We start from the raw sequence: 17950 nt of genomic DNA, 5'->3' as shown, positions 1-17950 counted from the left end.
TACACTTCTTTGGTTCGGTCATGGGTTTCCTCTCGGTTTTTCATATTTCCTTAGGAAACCCTATACCGTCTTTCTTTTTCAAGTCTCTTATCCCTGTTTTCTTTTCTTTCCAAAGATCCGTTCTGCGACACGCTCTATTTAGATTTCAGGCCCGAAGGGTCGTCGTTCAATAGCCGTGGTGCGCAGCCCACGGGAAATCAGTGTTTGGATTTCAGGCCCGAAGGGTCGTTGTGTAATAGCCGTGGTGCGTAGCCCACGGTTTAGATGACCATGCATTTGCCCGGATGGACACCGGAAAGTAGCCGGCGGGCAGGGCGGCTTTGAGGCGCACCCGCCGGAACGGGGTTTCTCCCCAATCGCGCCCGGATGGGTGCTGGATAAAAACCGCAAGTTTTCTGATTTTCAAACGAAGATGACTAAACAAATTCGATTATCCAGCGCCCATCCGGGCGCGAAGATGTCGGGGCCGAGGTCCGGTGGTGTGCCCAAAGCGGCAAACCACCGGCTACTGTCCATCGCCCGTCCGGGCGGGAATCATCAATTGGCTAGAACTATTTGAAGTGATTCAAGTTATTCGTGCGGTAACCCAAAAGTTCCAGCCACGATTCCAGATCTCTAACCAGGGCTCTGCGGATTGAATGGTCATACATAAAAACTTCACTTCCGCAGGCATATAAAAATTATCATCCGGCCAACTCATTGGCCATCCACCAATGAGAGCAATGTCTTCACCTTCATTGATATGGAAAGGCGCCCGCCGTTCGTAGTGCTCGTCATAAGCATTGGCCAGTTCGAAGAAAGTTTGAGCTGTGGGTGTATCGTCTGGACCATCATCAAGCGAATAATCCAATCGCGTTCGGTCAAGCGAAGTTAACCATGCCTCAACTTGTGGGCTTCCGTACAAACAAATAGCCTCAAACGGAGGCAAGGTCCGAATCAATCGGGCATAGAGCGGTTGCCCTTTAAAATCATCAATTTGAAATACCTGATCGGGATTGTGAAACACGTGAAAGGGCCTGGCCCATTTCTGATTTTCAAAAACACTCAATGTTCCACGATATGGCTGGTTTCGATAGTGAAGCCCTACTTGATTGAACAGCCCGGTATCCAGTGTGATCCAGTGGGAGCCACCACGATAATGCCCAAGTTGGAGAACGGCTCGGTACCCTTTCCCACCCCAAATACCCACAACTTGACTGGCTGTTTGAGCTTTCGTTGAAAGTAAAATCGCCGGTCTGGATAACCGTTCGCCTTCCTGAATCAACATTGAAATGTCCATCTCCGTTTCCCCCAAGGCGGCTCAAAATAACTGAAACTGAATCATTGAATTGCACTTCGTTCCTGGCCCATGATCTGCCGGACAACCGATTGAAGGCTTTCCACGACTCCAATTCCCTGACAAGCAATTGCTTCAAAATACGGGCCTTGCCTCTGGTTTAATAATTGGAGCATTTCAGCAACCGGGGCAATTTCATCACAATCCCGTTTGTTCAATTGTAAGACAAATGGCAGGCGGTGAAAATTTATATTATTTTGCGTCAGTAATTTTTCCAAAAGCTCTCGCAGTTCCAGGTTTGCATCCATTCGCAGTAGTTGGCTATCAGCTACAAATACAATTCCATCAACGTTTTGTAGAACATATGGCCAACCAGTTAAATAGAATAAATTCCCTACTCTGGCCATCAGGTGGAATTTGACATTGTAACCCTGAAAAGAAATCTGAGGATAAAACTCGCAAGACAAAATATGCCCCAGGTCTTCTTTATATTTTCTAACTATTTTTCCTTCAGATTGAGGTATGTTGCAGCTATGGATGTATTGAATATTTGTGGTTTTCCCTGCCAGTCCAGGGCCAAAGTAGACAATTTTGAAGGTGACTTCGTTGGATGACTGGTTGTAAGCTGGCATTTTCCCTACTCCGCTTTCAGATCTCTGATCGTCAAAATTCCAGCATCGTACCATTTTCCCTGGGAGTTCTTGATTTGGAAATAGTCAAATAATTCCATCAAATGAACTTAGGAAGCGTTAAAAATCAACTTCCCGTTTTCGTTTGGGGAACGGGTATTTGGATTGAGCATCCCGAAGGGCTGCCGTTCGGATAGCCGGTCGGTTGCGAGGTTTTGGGAGCTACCACCGGGAAACGGTTCGTTCCCCCCGATCCCTCCCCGCTTCGCCCGCGCCCTGCGGGGCGTGGGCGGCGGCCAACCGACCGGCTATCCGAACTGCAACGCTTCGCGGTGCAAAACCAAAAACCTGGATGTAAAAGGGTGACCGCGCTCTCAGGAACTTATTTTTTAACGCCCCCCTTAGTGAACTACTGACTACTGACGACTCACTGACATAAACATAAAACCAACTTCGGAAAATCATGGCAAGCTAAAGCTTGAACTCTGAACTTTTTATTCTTCATTCTCAATTCTTCATTCTTCATTCTTCACTCTCAATTCGCTTATGTCTTTTCTTTTCTTTCTGTTGCGATCAGAGCACCACGTTCCGGCCAATACACGCTGGCTTTCAGAACGTGAAACGGCGATTGCTGACCAGTTGAAGTTTCCCAAGCGCCGTCAGGAATGGCTGCTCGGGCGATGGACAGCCAAACATGCGCTCCATGCGTTCTTTCAAACGGTTGAAAAACCAGGAGATGCGTTGCAGGAATTGACGGCGATTGAGACCGTACCCGCCGAGGAACTCGCCGTCTTTGAAATTCTTCCAACCGGGACGGGCGCTCCGGCGGCGTTTCGGCTCGGAGCACCGGCACCGGTGGCGATTTCGCTCAGTCATCGGGCCGGGCTGGCAATGTGTTTGATTGGACTTCCAGGAACGGCCATCGGGTGCGACCTGGAATTGATCGAACCGCGCAGTCCGGAATTCATCGCGGATTACTTCACCGAAGCTGAAAATAGCTCGATAATTTCATTATCAGAACCAAATCGCTCGCAAACCGCCACCCTCATCTGGAGTGCCAAGGAAAGCGCGCTCAAATGTCTCCAACAGGGTCTCAACCTCGACACCCGTTCGGTCGAAGTCACCTTGTCCAATTCTGAATCTTCACCTTCGGAATGGCAGCCGTTTACGGTTCGGGAATGTACCACGAATCAGCAGTTCTCCGGCTGGTGGCGACGACAGGGAGCGTTTTTGATGACAATTTGTAGCGCGATTTAGGGTTCAGGGTTCAGGGTTCAGGGTTCAGGGTTCTCGAAAGGGATGAGGGATGAAGGATGAGGGATGAAAAAATCACTCTGTCACCTTGTCAGCCAGTCATCCTGTCAGAGCTTTGGGTTCAGGGTTCAGGGTTTTTTGTGCACCCTTTTAATTTTTTCAATCACGGAATCCGGAACCGCAGTTACAGGCCGTAAACGACCTGCCTCAATTCAGCCACCGCTACGCGGCGAGAACGATAACAAAATCAAATTCGAAAACCCTGAACCCTGAACCCTGAACCCTGAACCCTGAACCCTGAACCCTGAACCCTGAACCCTGAACCCTGAACCCTGAACCCTGAACCCTGAACCCTATTCCCATCAATTGGTAAACGTGACTTCCTCGACCTTTGCGGCTTCAACCTCAGCGTCAGTCAGGAGCAGCGGATGATATTTGTTCGTCAGCCAGCGGCCAACCTGATTGGCATAAAATGGACTGGCAACGTTGCCGCTTTCGCCGCCCGGCAGGATTTGGAACGCCGTCACGCCGGATGACGTGACTTCGCCGACGAAGCGCCGTGACGGGCCTCCGCCAAAAGTGCCAGAGCCGGTGTTTGACATTCGGACCGAGTGCGTCGAAGCGTCCAGCACTTCATAGCCGCCAGATTTCGCCAGTCCTGGCAAACCAGTACTCAGATTTGAAAAACCTCCGGCGTTGGGCACATCAAACGGGCCGCCTAACGGATGGTCAAAGGTTATCCGGTGCAGTCGTCCCCACCGGTAGTCATTTTGATTGGTCGAACGTGCATACGCCGGAGCCATCAAGGGGCTGGCCAGCAAGTCCAGCCCCTGGCGCAAACTCCGCAAAATGATGATGTCCCGTGCGGCATCCGGGTCTGAAACGCCAGTCACTTCAAAGAAATTCACGCCCGAAGCGCCCTTCCCTTTTGCCGTCGGGTAGCTATCCAGCAAATTCCGGAGCGGCCCCATCGCCAGGTCTCCCGGAGGCAGTGCAAACCCGGCACCGACTCGGGATAACGTGGTATCAATCACGTTTTGAACCATCTGGCTCCGCCATACGGCATAAGTGGCAGCCGCGACGCTATGCTGGATTTCCGCGGCTGATGGTTCGGGCAAATTGCGCCAGTCTTCATCCGGGTCATAGCCTTCACGGATGCCCGTCGGCGAACTGAAATCCCAACCCTGAAACCGTTCGACGGCTTCACGGATTCCAGCATCCTGCCCGAGTGCTTTCAAGGCATCAGGAGCACTCGCGGCTGAGGCATTTTGGAAAGCGGTCAAAATGGATGGCGTCAATACTTCGGCATCCAGCATTTGATGGTTGTGCTGCATCGCCTGCAAATCCTGGAGCGAAACTTTGCCCCCGCCCGCCAGTTTGGCTTGCAACAGGCGTTGAATCCGGCCCTGACGGTTGCCGTCGGCGTATCCGGGGCTGAGATAATAAATCCCACCGCCTTTTCGAAGCTGATTCAATGGGTTGTTATCAAACGATGTCCCGACTGGATCCTGGTTGCAGTTGGTGATAAAACCGGCAGCCGGATTGACGACCTGGGGCATTTCGGCAAAGGGTAGAATTTCATAATTCAGCGCCTGCCCCGGCTGGCGATTGGTCACCGGAAGCCACTCGTTTTTGCGCGCGCCGGTTCCATCACGCATTAAAAATGGCGGCATCCCGTCTACGCGACCAAGCTTTTGCAAATCTTCGCGGAGCGGCATTTCCGCGCTGGTGAAGTACCCAATGTTTCCGTCTCTATCGGCACAGGCAAAGTTCTGCGCGCCGAAGTCAAAGAACTGCAGTCCTTCCTTAAATTCTTCGACTGAACCGGCGCGGTTCCACGACAGAAACGCGTCGAGTTCGCGGGTGGCGCGAAATCCCGAATACTGAATGCTGATGCCGACGCCTTTGGTTTTCTTTTTGGAATCGGGGACCAGGTTGATAATCGGGCCATTGTTCCGACGTGGAAGCAACACGATCACGGCGGCCTGTGGCGGGACGGTCGCCATTTCCAGCGTGTCAGCCGTGCCATCGCCAATCCGATTGACGCGATAGGTTTGCGGCAACACGATGACGGGTTCTTTCTTCCCGTTGAATTTGGAAAATTTCGGCACCGAGGTTTTGCGGTCCAGCACCAGTTCTTCCTGAAAAGCGTCTCCGGTATCGAGAATGTTGACGGTGGCACCCCAGCAAATCCGGTCATTGGCGCCCAGCACCACGCCGGGAATGCCTGGAAATGAAACGCCGTTGACGTTCATCGGCCCGCGTTCGGGGTCATTGGCAACATTGAGATGGATTTCATACCAGACCGAAGGCGTGCTCAATGAAAGATGCGGGTCGCTGGCCAGCATCGGGTTGCCGGTTGTTGTGTGGTCTCCGTTGACAATCCACCAGTTGCTGCCTTTTGGAAACGCCGAACGGTCGAAAATCCGCTGTAAATATGGATCGGATTTGACTTTATCAAGCCACTGTGCCGCCAGTTGAAGGCTTTCGGGTTTCATTTCAGCCGAAGCGGCTTTTACTGAGGCAATCAAAGCTTGAAGAGATCGGGAGTCAGGGGTTAGTGACCGAAGGCCAGCTTTTTCAAGAAAATCCGGGATTGACGGCGACGCTTCAAACGGCGCGCTACGGAAGACGTCCTCAAAAAACAGCTTCGTCCCGTCAAAACCGCCTCGCTGACCGGCTTGCTGGAAAATCCCAAGCGCCAACGACAAACTCAATTCCAAAGTCACGTCAAAAGACAAACTAAACGCCGTCGCCTTGCCAATCGTCAGGCTATCAAGCGGTGTCCAGCGTGGAATCTGGGCGCGGCTGAGTTCCAGGGCCTGATATTCGGGCGACAGCGGCAGGGTTGGATCATCAAGAAAGGCATTAACTCCGTCAGCGTAAGCCTGAAGCCCCGCCCGGATTGATGCCGAATACCCCGGCAACGACTCTTCCGCCCCGCGCCGCAACCCAAATAGCCGAAGCTGGGTATCGCTTTCAAGTCCGGCACTTCCAACCATTTCGGCAAGCGTTCCGCTGGCCTGGCGGCGGTTGAAATCCATTTGGAAAAAGCGATCTTGCGCCTGAATGTAGCCCATCACCAGATAGGAATCGTGGTCATTCTGGGCATAAATGTGGGGAATGTGTTCCTGGTCGCGCACCAGTCTTACTGGGGCAATTAAACCGGGAAGCTTTGAACTTTGGAGCAATGTCATCGAACGTGTTCCGATAGGCGTGGCGACCGACATCGGCCGAACGCCAGGACCAACCGCCGGAACCACCGTCTGAACCAGCACTATAATGGCAAAAAGCCAGGTCAGCTTGCGCATGGAGATCCTCCCTGATGGGTATGGTGGGTGAAGGCTAAAAATACGGGTAACTTGCGGAGAAAGAAGCGGACTGAACAAATGAAATGCGTCAGGAAAGAGTAGCGCAAACTATGGCATTTCAGAAAAGATTTCGGTTCAGAGTAACGCCTTCAGGCGTGAGAGGTGATAAGTGGTACGGAAAAAACTCTCTCGTCTAAAGACGATACTCTGAACCTTTTAATTCATCTCGCCTTGAATCACAAACGGCGCCCAAAAGTACGGCGCCGACCATTGTTTGCCGCGCAGGAGTTCAAGTTGAGCCGCCCGGAGCGCCGCCGCCGGTGTCAGTTTGGCGCGCAGCATTTTGGTGTAAAACCGGGTCATCAGGTCCGCCGTGGCTTTGTCACTCACGCTCCACAGACTGACGGTAACCCGTTTGGCCCCAGCGTAGAAAAACCCCTGAGTCATTCCAACCAGACCTTCTCCGCGAATATCTTTCCCAAGGCCGGTTTCACAGGCGGAAAGCGTCACCAGTTCGGCGTCCAGGCTCAGGTTATACAGATCAATTGACCGCAAAAACCCATCTTCAAGCTGCCCCTGTTCATTGACCAGCGAGAGCACGAGCGACGAAAGTTCGGGACGTTCCGTATCGAGCAAACCATGCGTCGCAAAATGCACATACTGAAAATTGGTCAATTCGCCGTTATTTACGGTCTCGACACTGGCGGCAAAATCCGTCGCTTTCATCACATTGGCAGCTTTTGGAACCAGGGCGGCAAGCTGGTCGGCTTCAGCTCGCGTGAACGGCAGTCGTGGAATGCGCAACCAGCTTCGGGTTTCCACAGGGCTTGTGTCTTCGGTTCGTTCGAGCAGACGCAGGGCAATTTGTTCCTGTTTTAAACCATTCAATGAATCAGCTTTTCGGGCCTCCAGCTTGCCGCGAACTGGCTCCATTCGCTCGTCATCAGTACCACCAAAGACCGGGTCCGCCAGGATTGCCAGCGTTTTCGCTGCGAGTTTGCGCCCGGCGGTTTGGGTGCGCAGCACTGCCAGCGTGGTCGCGGATGGCAGCGTGACGATTTCATGATCTTCAATCAGAAAAACCGTGGTCGGATTTGCTTTGGCCGACTTGCCTTTTCCAGCACCACTTCCAGCTTTTGGGAGCATGGCAAATGGAATGTATTGCAGCGCGCCATCCGCCACGATGAGCAACCGTTTTTTGCCAAGCTCCCCGGCAACTGGCCCCAGGATCAGGGCACTTAATTTTGCCGCCGCTTGAGGTAACACCGCATCGGCATCGGCAATGAATGCCGCGCGGTTTTTTAATCCAATATGTCGTTCCCGGACATTGCGGCTGATGAGCAACTCACGAACCTGACGGGCGGCCAGCTCGATTTCCTGGCGTGGTGGCAACACAAAGACCTTCGCAGTCGTCGGCGTCACAGCCCACACGTAGCTATGGGTCTCACCCAGAAAATATTCAAGCAGCACGGTTTTTGGGTCGAGCACTTTTTGCTGGATGTCCTCAACTGTCAGCGCTTGTGGTTGTGTCAGCGCTGCGTAGGCCGGGCTTTTTTCACGAATTTCAGCCTGCACCAAAGACAGGTCTTTGGTCAGGAGGTCAATTTCGGTTTTGGCGGCTTCTTCCTGGTCTTGTGAATGCGGACTGTTGAGCAACAGCGTCAACCGCTGGAGCTTTTCACTCAGCCGGTGCTCCAGCGTTTGCTCGCGTTCCAGCAATTTTGGGTCAATCCCCTGGCGAATATCGGCCCCAGCCTCAAGCAAGGTTTCGATCAACGTTCGCGCCCGGGCCTGCTCGCTGACGTTCAGGGCTTCAAGCTCATGTCCAGCTTTCGGATTGGCCTGATGCTGTAACATCAGCACGTCAATATAGAGTTCGAAGTGGTCGTGAACCGTGGCTGAAAATGACGACCGTGACGCCTGGGCCCCGGCATTGGAGCGAATAAATTCAATCAGTTTGAGGGATTCTTCGATTTTGGCTCTGGCTTCAGTGAGTTTCCCGACGGCAACCAGCGATTTGGTCAGATTAAAGAGCGTTTGCGATTGCCCCCACCGGTTGCCAACCTGGGTGTCCAGTTCCAGGCTTTGGGTCAATAACTCAATCGCCCGCGGATGGTCTTTGGCTTGCGCCGCCAGCAGGCCAAGGTTGTTCAGGGTTTGCGCCTGACCCATTCGATCAGTGAGCTTTTTGCGAATCTGCAACGCCTGATCATAGCATTCTTTCGCTTTGGCCAAATCGCCTAACTCTGCCTGAATGAGTCCAATATTATTGAGCGTCGTGGCCTTTCCGAACTGGTTGCCAATGGCTTCCCACAGAGGCAACGAACGGGTGAAAAATGGAAAGGCAGCGGAGGGGTCTCCGAGCTGAAACCAGACAGTGCCGATATTGTTCAAGATACTGGCCTGGGTTTCACGATCTCCGGTGATTTCCGCGAGGGCCAGTGCTTTCTCATAAAACTGCAGTGCTGATTTTGATTCACCGAGCGAAAAATACACCGATCCAATATTGATCAAGGCAATGGTCTGTTTGGGGCGATTTCCGGTTTTCTCAAGGATTTCAAGCGCCCGGGCATACTGTTCCAGGGCCTGCTGCTTTCTCCCCAGCGAATCATACACCTGCCCCAGATTGCTCACCGTCACCGCCAATCCGTTTTGATCCCCGACTTTTTCGCGTAAGGGCAAGGCTTTCTGATAGTACTCAACCGCCTTTTGCAAATCGCCGGTGACGGCATAGGCGGCGCCAATACCGTTGAGGACAGAGCCTTTTCCATACAAATCCTGGGTGGCTTCGAAATGCGGCAACGCCTGCAGATAGTAACGGATGGCGGTTAGCTTCTCTCCCATTGATGAATAGGCTAACCCCAGATTATACAGTGTATAGCCTTCACCACTTCGATCCTTGAGCGTTGCCACGAGAGGTAGGGTCTGTTCATAAAAACCAATCGCTTTTTGTGGTTCTCCTATCGAGTAGAAACTAAATCCAATCGCATTCAAACAGGTCGCCTGCCCTTGAACATCCCCAACCGATTGAAACAGCTTGAGCGCCGCCTGGTATTTTCCAATCGCTTGTTGAATGGTCTGACGCGTGACCTGGGCACGCAGCATTTCGCCTTCGTTGAGTGCGGCGCGGGCAGCAATCCGGTCTTTATCTTTTGGATTGGCCGTCCGGCGTTCGATCAGTTTGAGTTCATAGCGCCCGGCAGAGGCACCGGCCTCAAGTGAACGCACTTCAAGCCGGATTGAGCTGGCAATTGCGGTTACAAACTCAACCGGTTCCGGTCCCTGCGTACCATTTGGGCTGTCCACCTCAGTGATTTTTTCACCACTGGCTGAAAAAATCGCCACCACGACGTCTATTCCTTTTTGCTCGACGACCAGATGCAGATATTCACCAGCAGCAGTTGCGATCTGATAGGTGTGGGTTTCACCGCCTTTGAGGTCACGCTCGATTGGTTTCGAGAGATCGGCGACGGTGTTTTGGCTCGCGGCAACGACTGGCAAACGTGTCAGAGCCGCCCCAATCGGCATTCCAAAAGCCAAAAACAGGATTGATGCGCAAGCGCAATTGAAAAAGTTTCGAAACATGGCGGTGATTCCTTCACAAGTACAGAGTTCAAGCTGTAGCTTCTCCGTTGCGGAAAAGTTAGCTGGGCTTGACAGCTCCCGCCCGGACGGGCGATGGACAGTAGCCGGTGGTCGCGCTGCTTTGAGCGCTACCACCGGACACCGGCGTGCCCAAAAGTTCGCGCCCGGATGGGCGCTGGACCAAAGTGGCACCACTTCTTTTCTCTTTTCAAACGGTGCCCTCTTTTTCCAGCGCCCATCCGGGCGCGAATCGGAGGCTGACCGATGACCGGAGGGTGCGCCGCAAAGCCGGCTGCCCTCCGGCTACTCTCCGGCGCCCATCCGGGCGAAAACCGACCTTTCCGCAATGGAGGTTTTAGCTTGCCTTTCAAAGGATTGTTTTTACAAGCTGAAGCTTGAGGTCTAAACAAAAAGGTCAGCCTGTCACAGATTTATTCAGCTCTGCGACTTTGAAGTCCAGCAACGAAGTGTGCATAATACGGGGCAATTCATTTTCCGCCCACGCTTTTCTCAGTCCAATTCACTCAAATTCTCATTCAATTTCAATAAGGGAGCGGTTGTGTCTGAATCTTTTAACCGTGCTAAATGCGCTCCGGCGCGCCCCCACCCACGCGCATTTCATCGGGCATATCTGAGCAACCTGTTGAGCAGCCATTTTGATGTGCCGCTGGTATTGATTGAAGCTCCGCGAGGGTACGGAAAAACCACGTTACTGGCCTCAATGGCCCATCGTGTCGGCGCCAACGTCCGCTGGCTGACGCTTGACGCCAGAGATCGCGATTTAAACCATTGTGTTCAGAGCCTTTGCAGCTCACTCTATAATGTCCAGATGGGCGCCGGCCAGACAACCGTTTCAAGCACCAGTCAGGCAGCTCGACTCATTGTCAGTGCCTTAAAAGAACTTTCGATTGATACCCTGATTTTGGACAACTATGAAACGGTGATTGGTTCAGACAGCGTCAATGCGCTGATCGAGCAAATTGTCAGTGAATTACCCCCGCTCAACCAGATCGTCGTCGCCTCGCAAAAAGCCCCGCCGTTCAAACGGGCTGCCCGGATTCGATCTAAAGTGATGGAACTCAATCCGTCTGATTTGCGCTTTGACAGCGATGATGTGGCCGGTTATTTCGACACGATTGCCCGCTATCGCCTGACTCCGACCGAAGCCAGCCTGATTGTCCAGCGAACCGAGGGCCAGCCGGTGACCATCAATCTGCTGTCACAACTGGCGTATGGATTGCAATCCTATCTTCGAATCAATTTTGATGCGCTGCCGCTTTCTCCCGGCGAACAAACCCTGCTCTATTTGCTGCGTGAAGTGCTCAACCGTTTGCCGTTTCCACTCGAAGAGGCCGGGGCGTTGCTCTCAAATTACCAGAAATCGCTCCAACCGCCGCCGCCAGCATCCGAGGATGAAGATACACCCGCACCACCCACGGCTGAAGAAGCACAGGCCGCCGCCACACCACTGCTGGAAAAGCTGGCGGCCCATTACTGTCTGGTGCATGAGCATGAAACTGAACCGATGACGCTCATTCCCCATTCGCTGCTGGTGGATTTTGGGAATGTCCTTTAGAACCGGGGCTGAAGATTTCAGTTTTAACCTGCGAAGCGGGTGTCGGCTTGTAGCCCAGGGTGGAGTCTTCGAAACCCTGGGTACGCGGCCCTCCCCCTCCTTCTCCCGCCCCGCCGGCAAATCGCCTATGGCGATTTGCCGGCGGGGCGGGAGGGAAATGGGACGTTGGTCCCAGGGTTGCACCCTGGGCTACATGCCTGCCGCCCAGTTCCTGGGCTCAAATCCGCTCATTTTTTTAACTCTTAACTCGCATCACTGACCACTAACCACTTGCTTGCCTTTCACTACTTCGCTACTCGCTACTCGCTACTCACTTTTCAATATGCTTCGAAAATCTTTTCTTTTGCTGTTCGCTTTCTTCTTTGCTTACTCAAGCTGTCTTCCAATTTTTGCCGATGAAGGCATGTGGACCTTCGACAATCCGCCGATTAAACAGGTCAAAGACAAATTTGGCTTTGAAATGAATCGCGCCTGGCTTGATCACGTCCGATTGTCGGCCTGCCGACTCAACAATGGTGGCTCTGGTTCATTTGTTTCGGCGGATGGGCTGGTGTTGACCAATCACCACGTTGCCAGTTCGGCAATTGCCCAGCTTTCAACGCCGCAACGCGACCTGATGAAAAACGGCTTTTACGCCCGCTCGCGTGGTGAAGAACTCCGCTGCCCCGACCTGGAAATCAACGTGATGTATGCCTATGAAGAAGTCACCGACCGGGTGCAGCGGGCAGGTCGCAATGCTGGTGACGACCGGGCCGCTGAACGGATGCGCAAAGCCGAAATGGCTGATATTGAAAAAGAGTCCACCGAACGCACCGGGCTCAAATCAACCGTCGTGACCATGTATGAGGGCGGTGAATACTGGCTGTATCAATTTAAGAAATACACCGACGTGCGGCTGGTGTTTGCTCCCGAAGCGCAGGCGGCGGAATTTGGCGGCGATTATGACAATTTCAGTTTTCCGCGCTTCGGCCTCGATTTTGCTTTTTTCCGGGTTTATGAAAATGACCGCCCGGCCCGAATCGAGCATTACCTGAAATGGAACAGCCGTGGCGCCAAAGAAAACGAATTGATCTTTGTGATTGGCAACCCTGGGAAAACTGACCGGTTGCGCACCGTTTCGCAGCTTGAATACCAGCGCGATATTGAAAACCTGGTCATGCTCAAGGGGCTGCGCCGACGGCGGAAAGCACTGGAGGAATTTTCTGAAAAAAGTGCTGAAAATGCACGCCGGGCCGATGATGCACTGCATTCGATCAATAACTCGCTCAAACGGCTCAATGGTCAGCAGGAAGGGCTCGAATCAGACAAGCTGATGCGCCAGAAAGTTGATGAGGAAAAGGAACTCCGGCAAAAAGTGGCCGCCAGTCCCGAACTTCAGCGCAAATTTGGCGATGCCTGGGATCAAATGGCGGACGCCTACAAAAAGCTCTATCCGACGATGGGCAAACGTGTGATGCTTTCGAGCTTTTCGAATGCGCCACTGGCTGCGAAAGCCCTGCAAATTGTGCAGTATGTGACCGAAGTCCAAAAACCAAATGCCGAACGACTCGAAGCCTACCGCGAATCCAACCTGGAATCATTACGGTTTCAACTGCTTTCCCCAGCACCGGTGTATGCCGATCTGGAAGAAGTGTTGCTGCTGACGCGGCTCCAGGAACTACGTGACGAACTGGGCGAAAATGACCCGTTTGTCCAGGCGGTGTTGGGCAATAAACGGCCTCGCGAAGCGGCGAGTGATATGATTCAGGGCACGCGACTGGCGGATGTCAATTTCCGCAAGTCCATCCTTGATGGTGGTTTATCGGCCCTCGAACGCTCAAACGACCCGCTTCTTCAGGCGGCTCGTCGCGTAGACCCGATTGTCCGCGAACTCGATCAGTGGAATAAACAGAACATTGACAGCGTCCGCAATGCAGCCGGTGAAAAGGTCGCCCGCGCCCGGTTTGCCGCCTATGGCCGGACGCTGGCGCCGGATGCCAATTTCAATATGCGTTTGAGCTATGGCGTGGTCAAAGGGTATGAATTCAACACGACGATGTTGCCCTACAAAACGACCTTTGGCGGCCTGTTTGATCGGGAAGCCAGCTTTGACGCCAAACCGCCGTTTAACATTGCGACCCGAATCAAAGCCAGCCGCAGTCGAATCAACATGGACACGCCGGTTGATTTCGTCTACACGGCGGACACGATTGGCGGCAACTCCGGCAGTCCGGTGGTCAATCAGGCGGGTGAACTGGTCGGCGTCAACTTTGACAGCAACGTCCATCGGTTTGTGTCACGCTATATCTACACCGAAGACAAAGGCCGGGCGATGGCGGTTCACGCGGGCGGCATGATGGAAACCATTCGCAACGTCTATGATGCCAAAGGGTTAGCTGATGAACTCGAACGCGGGTCTTCAGGCAGCGGCGGTGGCGGCGGGAGCGTTCCGGCGCCAACACCAGGACCCGGAATGGCGCTATCCCCAGATCAGGTTTCGGTTGATTTGATGAATCTGGCCAATCGGATTCGCGGCAGCGTCGAGAGAGCCGAACGCAATAACCCCGACGAACCGCCGTTTATGAATGGCAACCCCGAATACCTTCGGTTTCGGTTTGATAATGACCGGCTCGAAAGTTACGTCACGTACCACGAACGGCAACTGGTGATTTATCCGATTGACGCCTATCGCGCTGTCTTCAAAGGGAAAGAACGCGCTGAATTTGACAAACAGATGACTGCGCTCAAACAGTTGTTGATCCGGCAGCCGGTGAGCCCGGTTGAAGAAATCACCGTGTTTCCGCCTGCCGAAGCCGCCCAGGTGTTTCATGCCCAGGTAAAATACCTGAGCTTTGACGGAGGCAAAGGCGTGCGGTTTATTTCACGCTACGCCCAGGACGTAACACCAACCACAAACGACTCGATTTTCTATACTTTCCAGGGCCTGAGCAGTGATGGGAAGTATTACATTGCCCTGTTTTATCCAATTGATGCCCGTGACCTGCCCGAAACCGACATTGTGAAACGAACGGTTCGCTTCCTGAACCGCCTCCAGCCCGCCGACTTTGACCCGGATTTGACCCGGCTGGATGATATGGTGAAATCGCTCAGGGTTGGGAAGTAGCGAGTTAGGGTTCAGGGTTCAGGGTTCAGGGTTCAGGGTTCAGGGTTTTCGATCTTTTGTCTTTTCTGTCCTTTTTGTCCTTTTTTCCCGAAACCCTAAACCCTTATTGAAACGAAAGGCACGGTGGTGGACGCCGTGCCTTTTGACATTCTGGCTTTCGCCCGCAGGGCGCCGGAGAGTAGCCGGTGTGGAAGCCTGCTTTGAGGCGCACCCACCGGAATATTGGCCACCCATGATCGCGCCCGGAGGGCGCTGGAAAAACGTCAATTATTTTAACTTCAGTCACCAGTATCCTGGTCAGTCCAGACTTTTCTTATATCAGCAAATTGCGAATTTTGACTTGCTTCTCGCCATTCCTCAACGATTCTCGGGATGCTCAGACCTTTGTTTTTCAGGAACTTGAAGAAGCTAAGCGCCAGTTTAGAGCAAATCAGCCTATACCTTGGTCTTTCATCAAAAGGAATTGTCTGACCTTCACCCGTGCTTGATAGATAATCTATTTTTTTTGGAAGTTGTGTTTCCTCAATTAAAAATTCAAGAGCAAGCTCTAGTGAATCAATATGGTGATTCTGTATTTGATCCGGCAAACATTTCAAAACCAATTTGACCTGCTCGATTGCTTCAAACAGTGCTGGGAACCGACGTGTCGCCACCTTATTGAATAACTCATCCAACAAATTTGCTGGTGGCTTGGGGATTTTTCCATCTTTGGCATACGCCAACCATCGGATTAAACCTTCTATAGCACTAAAAACAGTTTCTCTGTCGCCTGAATAAAGCCCTTTCCGGATTTTTTTTGTAACTATGTCATCAAGCATTTCAGGGAAAACGAATAAGCTCATAGCCAAAGAGCGCAAGGTTGGAATTCCTTCTTTCTCCATATCTGCCAATAGATACTGTACTTTTTGCTTTGACTCATCATCAGTTTCTGAGAACCTCGGTAAAACAATCCAAGCAAGAAGTTTATCAATATGGGTCAACCCAATTTGGACTTCAGTTCTGGAAGAAATAAAGCCAGAGTCCTGTTGAAGCCCTTCTTTTTCATCTTCCCACCATGAACAGAGTTCTTGAAGTAGCGCTTTGGCTTCATCAATAGTCCAATCAACAAGGTTATGATTGTGCTTCATTTTGAAGGGAGAAACCGTCCCTCTTAACCAGTTTCCAATAAATGGACCTCTGTTTACTCCAACAAAAAAAACTGCTTGTGCAGTTCTTGTATATTGCCTTGGGACAGTTAACCTTGAAACGTACCGTCGAAACAATTCTTTTGCATTTCCTGGATTTGGTTCTGGAAGACCTAACAGGGAGTATTCAAATAGCCCCGTTTCAGCCGGAAGCTCTGTTTCTTCATTAATTTTTTCCCACAATGCTCTTCCAAATCTATCTATTTGTGGTTCTGTCAATAATCCCAGGCGGTAAAGCTGGGCTAGCCTTAGTACTGCTGCCTTTCGGGCCGCGATCTCCTTCTTATTCATCACTTGAATCAATTCCTCTATGCGGTCAGCCATTTTTGAGGAATCAATTCTTTCTGATAATGGCGATACGTCTGGATCAATATCAGTATAAGAAAATGGATCAGTCCAGCTTCGAGGTTCAGAAACTATAAACCCCGGCTCATTACATAATGGAAGCGCAAGTAGTTTTGGTAAATGGTTTAGAATTATTTGATTAGGCAACGCTTCAAAGAGCCTTTCAAAGAGGGTTGATATACAGTTCTGGTGTCGGTGTTCCTGTCTAAAGATGGGAACTTTATAAAGTTGAATAGCCAGGTTGAACAGTTTTTCAAGCTGTTCATTTGAATAATAAAGACAGAAACGGGATAAAATTTCTATTCCAGTTTGGATTAACCGTTCCGAGAAACTCCATATAGGAGCAGGAAGTACACCACCCAACATCCATACTTGTCTCATTGGGTTTTGCATCAACCAGTTAACAGACTGAATAACAGCAGTAGTAAGCAATTCTCCAAGGTTGTTTAAAACCTCTTTCTGGAATAAGCCAATCTGCGCCTTGTTCAGCCACTCGTAATCCTTGAGTTTATCTGACTTTCCAGCTCTGATTATTGAAATCATCGCCCATTCAAGGAAAAATACTTCGATCCATTCACCCGCAAGAAATGTCCCAACTGATCTAACCCCGCCACAATGAAGAGGAAGAGCCCCAACTTCATGGATCCTCAGCATGGCAAAAGCTGGTCTAAATTGGTCTAATTTCAATCCAGGTGATAAATGGTGAGTGATGGCGCTTTCCTGTCCATCAAAATCATGTTTCCGTTCGATTCCTGGTATTGGTTTTGGTTTACAAACGCTTAATGCGGTTTCTAACCACTCTATTTCACCCCAAGGGTCACAACGGTACTGAATCAATTTTTCCCAACGATCATGATACCCTTTTAACTTATCGTCATTTACGCGTCTTTCAGCATCTGCAATACATTTCAGTAAAACCATTGTCCAGGCTTCTTGCGAAACAAGTTGGTAGTCAACTTCATAAGAGTGAAGCTGAGATTGAATTTTTTCAAGTGCTTTTTCAGCAATTTCTTTCGCTTGTTTGAGTTCATCCATTTCCGCCCAAATAGCTGCTCTTTTCACTTCCCAAAATGGAAGTGTTCCTACTTCAGGCCATCCTCGGAGTTCCTGGCGAACGTTCTCTTGATCTAAATGAAATAGATAAAACAAGCATTTTTCATAATGCCATTGCGCATCCCACTCAGGTCGGTGATAAATAACTTTCTGCAGGTGGCCCATTCGTTGTTCAAATTTTTCCTTACTGAATGATTCACGGGCATCTCTACAAAGAGAGAACAACAAAGAGACCCAAGCCTCCTGAATCTCCTCTCTCACCTCTTTTGAATAATTCTCATTATCAGGTTTGATAATAGACCCAATCAGTTCCAAGTCAGTCGGAAATGGGTTTATGTTTAGCACAGTAACTTCAATTTCTTGCTCAAGTTCCTCATAAGACAATGGAACCATTGATGTTTCAAATCGCCAGGTTAGCTCATTCAGTAGCAGTAGCTTATCAATTGGTGAAAAGGAACTTTCTGAATTAAGAGTCGGACAATTCCAAAATTCAGCAGCAATTCCCGGTGAGTCTGTAAATGAAGAAAAGAAAGGAAAAAGGAAAAAGAGTTTCCGCGCTGAGAAGAGAAAAGAGAAAAGAGGGAGGAAGGGGAAAAAAGAGCAAGCGGGAAAGTAGGGGTGAGGAGGGCCGAAA

The 17950-nt window shown here is 51.1% G+C and carries 9 protein-coding genes; 3 read left to right on the top strand and 6 right to left on the bottom strand.

From position 1 onward, the window contains the following. Positions 1-211: 211 nt before the first annotated feature. The 3 genes from HY774_26060 to HY774_26050 form a co-directional block, all read right to left on the bottom strand. Positions 212-424: a hypothetical protein gene (locus HY774_26060; GenBank protein ID MBI4751966.1), complete on the bottom strand. Its 213-nt coding sequence runs from the start codon at positions 422-424 to the stop codon at positions 212-214. Between the two features lie 141 nt (positions 425-565). After that, complete coding sequence (locus tag HY774_26055; protein MBI4751965.1) at positions 566-1279, bottom strand: hypothetical protein; 714 nt, start codon at positions 1277-1279, stop codon at positions 566-568. A 41-nt stretch (positions 1280-1320) separates the two neighbouring features. Then, the gene (locus HY774_26050; GenBank protein ID MBI4751964.1) at positions 1321-1908 is read right to left on the bottom strand and encodes a GTPase domain-containing protein; all 588 of its coding nucleotides are present in this window, start codon (positions 1906-1908) and stop codon (positions 1321-1323) included. Between the two features lie 543 nt (positions 1909-2451). Between HY774_26050 and HY774_26045 the strand changes: the two genes are divergently transcribed. Continuing rightward, positions 2452-3162, top strand: a complete 711-nt coding sequence (locus HY774_26045) for a 4'-phosphopantetheinyl transferase superfamily protein (protein ID MBI4751963.1) — start codon at positions 2452-2454, stop codon at positions 3160-3162. A gap of 359 nt (positions 3163-3521) precedes the next feature. Here HY774_26045 and HY774_26040 read toward each other — a convergent pair whose 3' ends face one another. Next, positions 3522-6470 carry a penicillin acylase family protein gene (locus HY774_26040; protein ID MBI4751962.1) on the bottom strand — a complete coding sequence of 983 codons (2949 nt, stop codon included), beginning with the start codon at positions 6468-6470 and terminating at the stop codon, positions 3522-3524. A 216-nt stretch (positions 6471-6686) separates the two neighbouring features. Next, positions 6687-10055 carry a tetratricopeptide repeat protein gene (locus tag HY774_26035; GenBank protein MBI4751961.1) on the bottom strand — a complete coding sequence of 1123 codons (3369 nt, stop codon included), beginning with the start codon at positions 10053-10055 and terminating at the stop codon, positions 6687-6689. Positions 10056-10614: 559 nt separating this feature from the next. Between HY774_26035 and HY774_26030 the strand changes: the two genes are divergently transcribed. Then, a complete protein-coding gene (locus HY774_26030; GenBank protein ID MBI4751960.1) occupies positions 10615-11631 on the top strand; it encodes a hypothetical protein in 1017 nt (338 codons plus the stop codon). 322 nt (positions 11632-11953) lie between these two features. Then, positions 11954-14734 carry a S46 family peptidase gene (locus tag HY774_26025; protein MBI4751959.1) on the top strand — a complete coding sequence of 927 codons (2781 nt, stop codon included), beginning with the start codon at positions 11954-11956 and terminating at the stop codon, positions 14732-14734. A gap of 278 nt (positions 14735-15012) precedes the next feature. Here the strand turns inward: HY774_26025 and HY774_26020 are convergent. Beyond that, on the bottom strand, positions 15013-17950 hold a 2938-nt coding region (locus tag HY774_26020; protein ID MBI4751958.1), incomplete at its 5' end, for a hypothetical protein.

This window comes from Acidobacteriota bacterium, assembly GCA_016208495.1.
Classification (GTDB): Bacteria; Acidobacteriota; Blastocatellia; order Chloracidobacteriales; family Chloracidobacteriaceae; genus JACQXX01.
This window is presented reverse-complemented; position numbering and strand designations above follow the sequence as displayed.

What these genes read in the sequence shown, in the direction of transcription:
- HY774_26055 (MBI4751965.1), bottom strand. Translation starts at nt 1,279, where the DNA reads ATGGACATTTCAATGTTGATTCAGGAAGGCGAACGGTTATCCAGACCG.
- HY774_26050 (MBI4751964.1), bottom strand. Translation starts at nt 1,908, where the DNA reads ATGCCAGCTTACAACCAGTCATCCAACGAAGTCACCTTCAAAATTGTC.
- HY774_26040 (MBI4751962.1), bottom strand. Translation starts at nt 6,470, where the DNA reads ATGCGCAAGCTGACCTGGCTTTTTGCCATTATAGTGCTGGTTCAGACG.
- HY774_26025 (MBI4751959.1), top strand. Translation starts at nt 11,954, where the DNA reads ATGCTTCGAAAATCTTTTCTTTTGCTGTTCGCTTTCTTCTTTGCTTAC.
- HY774_26035 (MBI4751961.1), bottom strand. Translation starts at nt 10,055, where the DNA reads ATGTTTCGAAACTTTTTCAATTGCGCTTGCGCATCAATCCTGTTTTTG.
- HY774_26045 (MBI4751963.1), top strand. Translation starts at nt 2,452, where the DNA reads ATGTCTTTTCTTTTCTTTCTGTTGCGATCAGAGCACCACGTTCCGGCC.